This window comes from Ornithinimicrobium cavernae, from assembly GCF_003121625.1.
Lineage (GTDB): Bacteria > Actinomycetota > Actinomycetes > Actinomycetales > Dermatophilaceae > Ornithinicoccus > Ornithinicoccus cavernae.
Map to the genome: position 1 here is coordinate 101034 of NZ_QDDJ01000004.1, position 10246 is coordinate 111279.

A 10246-nucleotide genomic window follows, 5' to 3' on the forward strand; every position below is an offset into this window, starting at 1 on the left:
CAGCGGTGGAGCACAATCAACGGTATGGAGCGGGGCGAGTTGCGCATCTATCTGGGCGCCGCACCCGGCGTGGGCAAGACGGTCTCGCTGCTCGCCGAGGGTGAGCGGCGCAGGTCACGCGGCAGCGATGTCGTGATCGGGGTCGCCGACGCCCGTGGCCGGGCAGGCACGGCGAAGCACCTGCACGGCCTGCCCGACCTGTCGGTCCCCGGTCGTGACGGTGCCGCCCCCGAGCTGGACCTGACGGCGGTGCTGCGCCGGCGGCCGCAGGTGGTGCTCGTGGACGACCTGGCCCACCGCAACCCGCCGGGCTCCCGGCACGCCCGTCGCTGGCAGGACGTCGAGGAGCTGCTGGCGGCCGGCATCGACGTGGTCGCCACCGTGAACATCCAGCACCTGGAGTCCCTGGCCGACGTGGTCGAGTCGATCACCGGGAGCGTCGAGCCGGACACCGTGCCCGACGAGATCGTCCGCCGCGCCGGGCAGGTCGAGCTGGTCGACATGACCCCGCAGGCGCTACGCCGACGGCTGGCCCACGGCAACATCGTCCCGGCCGAGCGCGTCGACGCCGAGCTCGCCGACTACTACCGGGTGGGCAACCTCACGGCGCTGCGCGAGCTGGCCCTGCTGTGGCTGGCCGACCGGGTCGAGGAGTCCCTCAGCAGCTACCGCCGCGACCACGGCATCCGGTCGGCGTGGGCCACCCGCGAGCGGATCGTGGTCGCGCTCTCGGGCTCCTCGGCCGACGAGATGCTGCTGCGTCGGGGTGCCCGGATCGCGGCACGCGGCGCGGGCGGGGAGCTGCTCGCCGTGCACGTGACGCCGACCGACCACCGGGTGGGCGACGGGCCGGACGCCCTCGCCGCGCTGCGACGGCTCTGTGAGGAGCTCGGGGGGACCCTCCACGTCGTCACCGGCGACGACGCCGCCGAGTCGGTGCTCCGGTTCGCCGAGGGCGTCAACGCCAGCGCGGTGCTGCTGGGGTCGGCCCGGCGCCGCAGGTGGTGGCCACCGCTGGCCCAGGGGGTGGGTGAGCGGGTCATCGCCGGGGCCGGCGACCTCAATGTGTATGTCGTCACGCACCCGCACGAGGCCCCTCGCCGGCACCCGGGGCCGGCCGCGGCGCTGCCCGCCTGGCGACGGACGACCGGCTTCGTGGTGGCGGTGCTCGGGCCGGCCCTGGTCACGGCCCTGCTGGTCGTGCTGCCCTGGGACCCCTCCGAGCTGCCCCTGGTGGTGCAGATCTACCTGTTGGTGACGATCGCGACGGCGGTGGTCGGCGGCATCTGGCCGGCCCTCACTGCCGCGGTGCTCTGCTCGCTGGCGACCAACTGGTTCTTCACCAGCCCGGTGCGCAGCCTGGCCATCACCGACCCGATCCAGGCGCTGGCCGTGGTCGGGTTCGTCGTCGTCGCGCTGGTGGTCTCCCTCGTCGTGCACCGCAGCGCGCGGCGGGCGGCGCAGGCCCTGTCCGCCCAGCGGGAGACCGCGTCGCTGGCCGAGCTCAGCCAGACCCTGCTGGGCGCCCAGGAGCAGCTCCCGATCCTCACCGCGGCCGCGGCCCGCGCCTTCGGCGCCGACGGGGCGGCCCTGGTCCGCGCGCCGCGGGACCCGTCCGGCGCCCAGCCGCCGGGCCGGGGCACGGTCGTGGCAGCCACCCCCGGGTTCGAGCCGACCGAGCGCTACGCCGCCGCGGTGCCGGTGGACGAGTCCCACCAGCTCGTGCTGGACGGAGATCCCCTGCCGGCCGACCAGCAGAGGCTCCTCACGGCATACGCCGCCCATGCGGCCGCGATCATCAGCCGCACCGGTCTGCAGCGCGAGGCGGAGTCCGCGCGCGCCCTGGCCCGGGACAACCGGGCCCGCACGGCCCTGCTGTCCGCGGTGTCGCACGACCTGCGCACGCCGCTGGCCGGCATCAAGGCGGCCATCGGCAGCCTGCGCAGCACCGACGTGGAGTTCGGGCCGGAGGACCGGGCCGAGCTGATGGGTGCCGTCGAGGACTCGGCCGACCGTCTCGAGCACCTGATCAACAACCTGCTGGACATGTCGCGGGTGCAGGTGGGTGCCCTGGTCGCCCGCCCCGCCCCGACCGACCTCGGTGAGGTGGTGCCCGGCTGCATCGCTGCCCTGTCCGACCCCGGCCGGGTCCCGTGGGAGCTGGGGCCGCAGGCGCGGTGGGTGCTGGCCGACCCGGGTCTGCTGGACCGGGTGCTCGGCAACCTGCTGGAGAACGCCCTGCGGCACGCTCCGGCCGGCACGCCGGTCCGCGTGGTCACCAGTGCCGTGCGCGACCGGGTCGAGATCCGCGTCGTCGACACCGGTCCCGGCGTGCCGGCCGCCGAGCTCGACCGGATCTTCCTGCCCTTCCAGCGGCGCGGCGACGCGCCGGAGGGTCCCGGCCACGGGGTGGGCCTCGGGCTGGCCGTCGCCCGCGGCCTCGCCGAGGCCATGGAGGGCACGGTGGAGCCGGAGGCGACCCCCGGCGGCGGCCTGACGATGGTCGTCGCGCTGCCGGCCCTGCCGCGCCGCGCACCCGGCCAGGGAGCGGCGGCCCGGAGGGAGGCGGTCCGGTGAGTGGCTACGTCCTGGTCGTGGACGACGACCCGACCATCCTGCGCACCCTGCGCATCAACCTGCGCGCCCGCGGGCACGAGGTCGAGTGCGTCACCAACGGCGCCGACGCCCTCGACAGCACCGCCACCCGCCGCCCCGACCTGGTGATCCTCGACCTCGGGCTGCCCGACATGGACGGCGTGGACGTGCTCCGGCAGCTGCGGGCCGGGTCCACCGTCCCGGTCGTGGTCCTGTCGGCGCGGCATGACGCCGACGACAAGGTCGAGGCGCTCGACGAGGGCGCCGACGACTACGTCGCCAAGCCGTTCGGGATGGACGAGCTCATGGCGCGGGTGCGCGCGGCGATCCGCCGAGGCGGCATGGACCTGCCCGAGAGCCCGACCTTCCGCACCGAGGCCTTCACCCTCGACTTCACCAGCCACACCGCGACCCGGGACGGCAGCACGCTGCGGCTCACCCCCACCGAGTGGCGGCTGCTGGCCGAGCTCGTGCGCCACGAGGGCAAGGTCGTGCCGCACCCGGTGCTGCTCCGGTCCGCCTGGGGGCCGGCCTACGGCCAGGAGTCCAACTACCTGCGCGTCTACGCCAGCCAGCTGCGCCGCAAGCTCGAGCCGGACCCGGCACGACCGCGCTACCTGCTCACCGAGCCCGGCATCGGCTACCGGCTGGTGGGCGACCAGTGAGCACCACGCCGACGAGATCGGCGACAACAGAGCCTGTCCGCTGAGGCACCCGAAGCGCGCGCCGAGCGGCGCCGCGCCTTCCTCGATCGGGGCACTGACCGATACCGCGGGCTGTTCCCGAGGGGGTTACCGCGAGGCTCGGGCACCATGCGTCGGTGACCTGGGCCACCGCCACCCTCACCCTCGCCGAGGTGATGGTCCGCGCTGCCGGTGACGACGAGCTTCTCGCGGCACTCGGCGAGGACCTGGCTGATCTCGAGCTGGAGGTCCTCCCCCTGAGTGGCCACGACGTCGAAGGTCTCGCCCGCCTGCGGACCTCCACCGGCCTCAGGATGCCCGACTGCTGTGTCGTCCTCGCGGCTCAGTCCGTGGGAGGCGCCGTGCTCACCACGGACCGGGCGCTGGCCGGGCACGCCCGGGACCTCGCGATCCCGGTGCTCCCGTGGGGAGCCTCTCCTCGGGCCGGTCTCAGCCGAGCACCCGGACCAGGTCCTCGGCCAGCAGGCGGAACGCCCGGCCGCGGTGGCTGATCTCGTGCTTCTCCTCGGCTGAGTACTCCCCCAGCGTCCGGCCGTCCGGCAGCACGAGCAGCGGGTCGTAGCCGAAGCCGTTGGCGCCGCGCGGCTCACGCCCGAGGACGCCGCGCACGGTGCCCTCGCGGACGATCGTCTCCTGCCCCGGGACGGCGAGCGCGGCCGCGCAGACGAAGCCGGCGGCGCGGTGCTCGTCGGGCACGTCGCCCAGCTGGGCCAGGAGCAGCTCGTTGTTGGCCCGGTCCTTGTTGTCACCGGAGACGCCCGACCAGCGGGCGGAGAACACACCGGGGCTCCCGCCGAGGACGTCGACCGCCAGGCCGGAGTCGTCGGCGAGCGCCGGGAGGCCGGTCGCCGCCGTGACGGCCTCGGCCTTGAGGATCGCGTTGGCCGCGAAGGTCACCCCGGACTCGACGACGTCCTCGACGTCCGGGAAGTCGGTCACGGGCACGAGCTCCAGGCCGGTCTGCTGGAGGACGTCGGCGAGGATGTCGCGCAGCTCCTCGACCTTGTGGGCGTTGCGGGTGGCCAGGACGAGGCGGTTGTCGTCGGTCATGGCCCAAGGGTATGGCGTGCCCCCGGACTCCCTGCCGGTGCCGGTAGCGTGAAGCGCGATGCAGACGCCACGCCACGCCTCGCCCCGTCGCCGGGTGGCCGCCACCGCCGTCGCCGTCGTGCTCCTGGCCGTGACCGCGTGCTCCGGAGGGGACCCCGCCGACGACGCACCGAGCCCGTCACCGACCACGGTCACGCAGGGTCCGCCGACGACCCGGACGGAGCCCCCAGCGACCCGCACGCCGCCGCGGGACGACGCTGGGGTGACGAGCGGCACGGCGGCCCCCACGGCGACCGCCGCACCGCAGCCCACCGCGACCGCGGCACCGGCGCCCACCGCGACAGCCACCCCGACGGAGCCGGAGGAGCCGGCGCACGCCTTCGGGGCCTACGGCGTCTCGGCAGGTCACCCGCTCGCCGTCGACATCGGGATGCGGGTGCTCGAGCAGGGCGGCAACGCCGTCGACGCGGCGATCGCCGTGGCCTTCGCCATGGGCGTCATCGAGCCCCTGACCTCCGGCGTGGGCGGCGGTGGCGTCGCGGTCGTCGTGCCGATGCCCGGCACCACCGACGACGGCGAGCCGGCGAAGCCGCTCTCCTACGACTACCGCGAGGTGGTCCAGTCCAGCGGGAAGGTGCCCAGGAGCGGCGTGGGCGTGCCCGGCTTCGTGGCGGGCATGGCCGAGCTGCACGGCGCCCACGGCACCGTGCCCTGGCGGGACCTGCTGCGACCCTCGATCGACCTGGCCGAGTTCGGCGTCCCGACCTCCTCCTTCGTCGCCCGGGAGCTGCGCACCACCAAGGGCCAGAAGGCGACCAAGGACCTCCCGCAGTTCCTCAACCAGGCCATCCGCCCCCTGGAGCGGGACGACCCGCTCGTCCAGACCGAGCTGGCGGACACCCTGGACACCATCGCGCGGGGCGGCCGCTGGGGCTTCTACCGGAGCCACATCGCCGAGCAGCTCGCCAAGGTCGGCGGCATCGACCGGGCCGGGCTGAACGCCTACGAGGTCGACGTCCGTGCTCCGGTCCGTGGCGTGGTCGGCGACCACTACGTGCTGGCCGCCGCGCCGGCGCTGGCCGGCGTCGGGCTCGTCCAGCTGCTCCAGGTCGCCGAGGCCGACGGGCTGGCGAAGACCAAGGCCGGCTCCGCGGCATACGTCGACACCCTGACCGACGCGTGGCGGGTGGCCGACAAGACCCTGGACACCCACCTGGGCGACCCCAACTTCGTCGACGTGCCGGTGGACAAGCTGACCCACCAGAAGACCAACGCCGGGCTGGTCGCCGCGCCGGCACCGGGCGGGGAGGTCGCCGCGCCGCAGCCCGCCGAGGGGAGCACCACGCACATCAGCGTCGTGGACGCCGACGGCCTCACGGTCTCGATGACCAACACGATCACCAACTTCTGGGGCTCCGGACAGGAGGTCGGCGGGTTCTTCGTCAACGACCACCTGATCCGGTTCGCGGTCGGCGGCAAGGCCAACCAGCCGGAGGCGGGGCGCCGGCCGATGAGCTACATGACCCCGGCCGTCGTCCTGGACGTCGACCAGCGGCCGGTGCTGGTCGTCGGCTCCTCCGGCGGGCGCCGCATCCCCAACATCCAGGCCAGTGTCATCTCCCGCTGGCTGGTCCACGGGGAGTCGCTGCAGGACGCCGTGAGCGCGCCCCGCTTCCACCTCGACGAGGGCAACCTCTATGTCGAGAAGATGCCCGGCGCGGTCACCAAGGCCCTGAGCAAGCAGGGGTATGCCGTGACCGAGGCTCTCCCCCGCTGGAATCTGTTCGGGTCGGTCCAGGCCCTCGAGCTGGACCACGAGCGGAGCAGGGTGGTCGGTGCGACCGACCAGCGGCGGACCGGGGCGTGGGACAGCGGTCCGGGCGTGCGCCCGTGACCTGCGACCACACCCTCTAGGGGGCTCGGCGCAGGTAGTCCTCGAGGTGGTCACGCTCGGCCGCGAGCGCGTCCAGGCGGGCCTTGACCACGTCGCCGATGGAGACGATGCCCGTGAGGGCGCCCTCCTCGATGACGGGCAGGTGCCGCAGCCGCTGCTCCGTCATGGTGGCGGCGAGCTGGTCGAGGTCGTCCTGTGCCGACACGGCATGGACGTCGGTGGACATCACGTCGGACAGCCTGCTCGTCTGGTCCCGGCCGCCGCGGAGGTGGTGGACGACGTCGCGCTCGGAGACGACCCCGACGACCGCGTCGTCGTCGACCACGACGACGGCACCGATCTTGTGGTCATCCAGGGTGGCCAGGAGCTGCTCGACCGTCGCGGTGGACGGCAGGGTGACGACGGAGCTGCCCTTCTTCTTCAGGAGGTCGGCGACACGCATACTCGACGCTAGCACTCCACGCACCCCGGCGGCAGGATCTCGCCCGCCGTCCCGAGGGCTAGAAGTTGATGGCGTCGCCGAGCGGGACGCCCGAGCGTCGCACGACCCACACGCCGACCAGCCCGATGACGGCGAACACCACGATGCCACCTGCCATCCACGGCCACTCGACCCGCTCGCCCTGCACCGTCAGGACGACACTGACGACCAGCATGAACGCGCTGATCGCAAACCCGCCCAGGACCAGGAGCCCCCCGAGGATCGCGAGCAGGAGTCTTTCCTTCTTCGGCTGCTTCCCCACCCCGACACAATAGGCCGAGTTGACCTTGACGCAGGGTCAGGGCTGCACCCTGCTGGACATGACCACCTCACCAGCCATCGAGATCACCGATCTCACCAAGTCGTATGCCGACACACCGGTCCTGCGGGGCGTGCACCTGAGCGTCCCGGCCGGGTCGGTCCTGGCCCTGCTGGGCTCCAACGGCGCGGGCAAGACCACGACCGTGCGGATCCTGGCCACCCTCCTGCGCGCTGACGGCGGCACGGCAACCGTCAACGGCCACGACGTGACGACCGAGCCGGATCAGGTGCGGCGCTCGATCAGCCTCACCGGCCAGTTCGCCGCCGTCGACGAGCTGCTCACCGGGCGGGAGAACCTGGTCCTGGTCGCCGAGCTGCGCCGGGTCGCCGACCCCGGAAAGGTGGCCGACGCTCTCCTGACCCAGTTCGGACTGGCCGATGCCGGCGGAAGGCGCGCGTCGGCATACAGCGGTGGCATGCGGCGCCGACTGGACATCGCGATGAGTCTGATCGGCGACCCACCCGTGCTCTTCCTCGACGAGCCGACCACCGGGCTCGACCCGCAGGCGCGCCTCGAGGTGTGGCGCACCGTGCGTGACCTCGCCGGGCGGGGCACGACGGTGCTGCTGACCACCCAGCACCTGGAGGAGGCCGAGCAGCTGGCCGACCGGATCGCGATCCTGCACGAGGGCCGGGTCATCGTCGAGGGCACCCTCGCCGAACTCAAGGCGCTCCTGCCGCAGGCGACCGTGGAGTACGTCGAGAAGCAGCCCACCCTCGAGGAGATCTTCCTCGCCGTGACCGGCGAGACCAGCCAGGGAGGCCAGCGATGAGCACCCACGTCCACGACACCGTCGTGCTGTCCAAGCGGTCCCTGCGGCACGTGCTGCGCAGCCCCGACACGATCCTCACGACCGCGATCACGCCGGTGGCGATGCTGCTGCTGTTCGTCTACGTCTTCGGCGGCGCGATCGAGGTCGGCGACGCGAGCTACGTCAACTACCTGCTGCCGGGCATCCTGCTCATCACGGTCGCCTCGGGCATCAGCTACACCGCCTTCCGCCTGTTCACCGACGCGTCCAGCGGCATCGTGGGGCGGTTCCGGTCGATGCCGATCAGCCGGTCCGCCGTGCTGTGGAGCCACGTGCTGACCTCCGTGGTGGCCAACCTGGTCTCCCTGGTGGTGGTCCTGGCGGTGGCGCTGCTGATCGGCTTCCGCTCCGGGGCCGGGGTGCTCGCGTGGCTCGCCGTGCTGGGGGTCATGACGTTGTTCACCCTGTCGCTGACCTGGCTCGCGCTGATCCCGGGCCTGACCGCCCGCTCGGTGGACGGCGTGAGCGGGTTCTCCTACCCGCTGATCTTCCTGCCGTTCATCAGCTCGGCCTTCGTGCCGACCGAGGGCATGCCGGGCCCGTTGCGGTGGTTCGCCGAGCACCAGCCGGTCACGCCGATCGTGAACACGCTGCGGAGCCTGCTGGCCGAGCAGCCGGTCGGCACCGACGGCTGGCTCGCGACGGGCTGGTGCCTGGTCATCCTCGCGGTGGCCTACCTGGTCGCGACGCGCATCTACGCCCGCCAGCTCGCACACTAGAGACGTGTTGACGATTGGCCAGCTGGCCGCCTACGCCGGCGTCACGGTGCGCGCGGTCCGGCACTACCACGCCAAGGGGTTGCTGCCCGAGCCCGAGCGCGACCACTCCGGCTACCGGCGCTATGACGCGGCGGCGGTCACCGAGCTGGTGCGGATCCGCACCCTGGCCGGTGCCGGGGTGCCGCTGTCGCGGGTCCGGGAGCTGCTGACCGCCGACGAGGCCGCCTTCGCCGAGGCGGTCGCGCAGATCGACCGGAGGCTGCGCAGCGAGATCCGGGAGCTGCAGGGGCACCGCGCGCGCATCTCCCAGCTCGCCGCCGGCGACAGCCTGGCTCTGCCGCCGGAGGTGGTCAGCTATCTGGAGCGGATGCGCGAGTTCGGCTTCCCCGAGCGGCTCATCGAGCTCGAACGGGACAGCTGGATCCTGCTGGCCGCGCAGGTGCCGGACCAGGTGTCGACGCTCATGGCGCACAAGCGCTCCCAGATCGAGGACGAGGGGCTGCGGCGGCTCTATCTCGACATCGCCGAACTCGCCGACTGTGAGCCCGACGACGCCCGGCTGCCCGCGCTGGCCGACCGTGTAGCCGCCTTCATCGAGGCGGCCACTGCCTACGGCGAGGACGTCGAGGTCGAGGAGGACATCAGCGAGGAGCTCATCGCCCTGCTCGACGAGGCGTTCCTCGAGGCCCTCCCCGCCGCACCCCGGCTCCTCGAGCTGCTCGAGGAGCGCGGCTGGACGGGGTGGACAGGCATCCGACGAGTGGAGGACTGAAGCGGGCTGAGGCGGCCCGGGACGAGTGGACGCATCCTCCGCGGCCCCCTGCTCACCGGGTCGGCGGCCCCTGGTCCACGTCGGCGCCGGCCTCGTGGGAGTCGGCACCACCCATGTCGTCGCCACCGAGGGCGGCGGACTGCCGGGCGATCAGCTCGGCGCAGCCCTCGCCCGCCAGGTCGAGCAGCGCGTCGAGCAGCTCCCGGTCGAAGGGCACGCCCTCGGCGGTGCCCTGCACCTCAACGAACCTGCCGTCGCCGGTCATCACGACGTTCATGTCGGTGTCGGCGTCGACGTCCTCGACGTAGTCGAGGTCGAGGACCGGCTCGCCCTCCACCACACCGACGCTGACCGCGGCGACCTCGCCGGTGATCGGCTCGGCGTCAGGCTTGATCAGGCCGAGGGAGCGGCCCTTCTCCACCGCGTCGACCAGGGCGACGTAGGCGCCGGTGATCGCTGCCGTGCGGGTCCCGCCGTCGGCCTGCAGGACGTCGCAGTCCAGGTGGATGGTGTTCTCGCCGAGCTCGCCGAGGTCGATCACGGCGCGCAGGCTGCGGCCGATCAGCCGGGAGATCTCGTGGGTGCGCCCGCCGATGCGGCCCTTGACCGACTCGCGGTCGCTGCGGGTGTGGGTGGCGCGCGGCAGCATGGCGTACTCCGCGGTCGCCCAGCCCAGCCCGCTGCCCTTGCGCCAGCGCGGCACGCCCGCGGTGAAGGAGGCGACGCACAGGACGCGGGTCCGGCCGAACTCGATCAGGACGCTCCCCTCGGCGTGGTCCAGCCAGTTCCGCGTGATGCGCACCTCGCGGAGCTGGTCGATCTGGCGTCCGTCGTGGCGGGGTCCGTCCGTCGCGTTCGTCATAAGAACAGGGTATGGCGTGGTGCCGGTCGGCAGGAC

General features: G+C 73.2%; 11 protein-coding genes. 7 read left to right on the forward strand and 4 right to left on the reverse strand.

Annotation, left to right across the window (positions count from 1 at the left end):
- Positions 1 to 24: 24 nt before the first annotated feature.
- From DA085_RS05370 to DA085_RS05380, 3 genes are all read left to right on the forward strand, one after another.
- Positions 25 to 2577 (forward strand): ATP-binding protein, encoded by a 2553-nt coding sequence (locus DA085_RS05370; RefSeq protein ID WP_109471926.1) that lies wholly within the window; start codon positions 25 to 27, stop codon positions 2575 to 2577.
- On the forward strand, positions 2574 to 3260 hold the full coding sequence (locus DA085_RS05375; protein WP_109471927.1) for a response regulator: 687 nt from the start codon (positions 2574 to 2576) through the stop codon (positions 3258 to 3260). The genes DA085_RS05370 and DA085_RS05375 overlap by 4 nt, the downstream gene beginning before the upstream one ends.
- A 155-nt stretch (positions 3261 to 3415) precedes the next feature.
- Entirely contained in the window at positions 3416 to 3790 is a 375-nt protein-coding gene (locus DA085_RS05380) for a PIN domain-containing protein (protein WP_109471928.1), read from the forward strand.
- On the opposite strand, the gene rdgB is transcribed toward DA085_RS05380, so the two are convergent.
- Positions 3729 to 4349 (reverse strand): RdgB/HAM1 family non-canonical purine NTP pyrophosphatase, encoded by a 621-nt coding sequence (gene rdgB, locus DA085_RS05385; RefSeq protein ID WP_109471929.1) that lies wholly within the window; start codon positions 4347 to 4349, stop codon positions 3729 to 3731. The two genes, DA085_RS05380 and rdgB, sit on opposite strands and share 62 nt — an antisense overlap.
- A gap of 58 nt (positions 4350 to 4407) precedes the next feature.
- Between rdgB and DA085_RS05390 the strand changes: the two genes are divergently transcribed.
- Positions 4408 to 6243 (forward strand): gamma-glutamyltransferase family protein, encoded by a 1836-nt coding sequence (locus DA085_RS05390; RefSeq protein WP_154402108.1) that lies wholly within the window; start codon positions 4408 to 4410, stop codon positions 6241 to 6243.
- A gap of 16 nt (positions 6244 to 6259) precedes the next feature.
- Here DA085_RS05390 and DA085_RS05395 read toward each other — a convergent pair whose 3' ends face one another.
- Together DA085_RS05395 and DA085_RS05400 are read right to left on the reverse strand one after the other, a co-directional pair.
- Positions 6260 to 6685 (reverse strand): CBS domain-containing protein, encoded by a 426-nt coding sequence (locus DA085_RS05395; RefSeq protein WP_109471931.1) that lies wholly within the window; start codon positions 6683 to 6685, stop codon positions 6260 to 6262.
- Between the two features lie 58 nt (positions 6686 to 6743).
- Positions 6744 to 6986, reverse strand: coding sequence for a hypothetical protein (locus DA085_RS05400; RefSeq protein WP_109471932.1), 243 nt, complete (start codon positions 6984 to 6986; stop codon positions 6744 to 6746).
- Positions 6987 to 7044: 58 nt separating this feature from the next.
- Here DA085_RS05400 and DA085_RS05405 point away from each other — a divergent pair, with 58 nt between their 5' ends.
- Genes DA085_RS05405 through DA085_RS05415 form a run of 3 tightly spaced genes read left to right on the forward strand, consistent with a single transcriptional unit; the run spans position 7045 to position 9348 of the window.
- A complete protein-coding gene (locus DA085_RS05405; RefSeq protein WP_109472094.1) occupies positions 7045 to 7818 on the forward strand; it encodes an ABC transporter ATP-binding protein in 774 nt (257 codons plus the stop codon).
- Positions 7815 to 8576, forward strand: a complete 762-nt coding sequence (locus tag DA085_RS05410; protein WP_109471933.1) for an ABC transporter permease — start codon at positions 7815 to 7817, stop codon at positions 8574 to 8576. The genes DA085_RS05405 and DA085_RS05410 overlap by 4 nt, the downstream gene beginning before the upstream one ends.
- A 4-nt stretch (positions 8577 to 8580) precedes the next feature.
- Positions 8581 to 9348, forward strand: coding sequence for a MerR family transcriptional regulator (locus DA085_RS05415; protein WP_109471934.1), 768 nt, complete (start codon positions 8581 to 8583; stop codon positions 9346 to 9348).
- 52 nt (positions 9349 to 9400) lie between these two features.
- Here the strand turns inward: DA085_RS05415 and rph are convergent, their stop codons facing one another.
- Entirely contained in the window at positions 9401 to 10210 is an 810-nt protein-coding gene (rph, locus tag DA085_RS05420; protein ID WP_109471935.1) for a ribonuclease PH, read from the reverse strand.
- Positions 10211 to 10246: the final 36 nt, after the last annotated feature.

Excerpts from the sequence above, each read along its gene's own strand:
- DA085_RS05370 (WP_109471926.1), top strand. The coding sequence starts at position 25 with ATGGAGCGGGGCGAGTTGCGCATCTATCTGGGCGCCGCACCCGGCGTG.
- rdgB (WP_109471929.1), bottom strand. The coding sequence starts at position 4,349 with ATGACCGACGACAACCGCCTCGTCCTGGCCACCCGCAACGCCCACAAG.
- DA085_RS05390 (WP_154402108.1), top strand. The coding sequence starts at position 4,408 with ATGCAGACGCCACGCCACGCCTCGCCCCGTCGCCGGGTGGCCGCCACC.
- DA085_RS05395 (WP_109471931.1), bottom strand. The coding sequence starts at position 6,685 with ATGCGTGTCGCCGACCTCCTGAAGAAGAAGGGCAGCTCCGTCGTCACC.
- DA085_RS05405 (WP_109472094.1), top strand. The coding sequence starts at position 7,045 with ATGACCACCTCACCAGCCATCGAGATCACCGATCTCACCAAGTCGTAT.
- DA085_RS05410 (WP_109471933.1), top strand. The coding sequence starts at position 7,815 with ATGAGCACCCACGTCCACGACACCGTCGTGCTGTCCAAGCGGTCCCTG.
- rph (WP_109471935.1), bottom strand. The coding sequence starts at position 10,210 with ATGACGAACGCGACGGACGGACCCCGCCACGACGGACGCCAGATCGAC.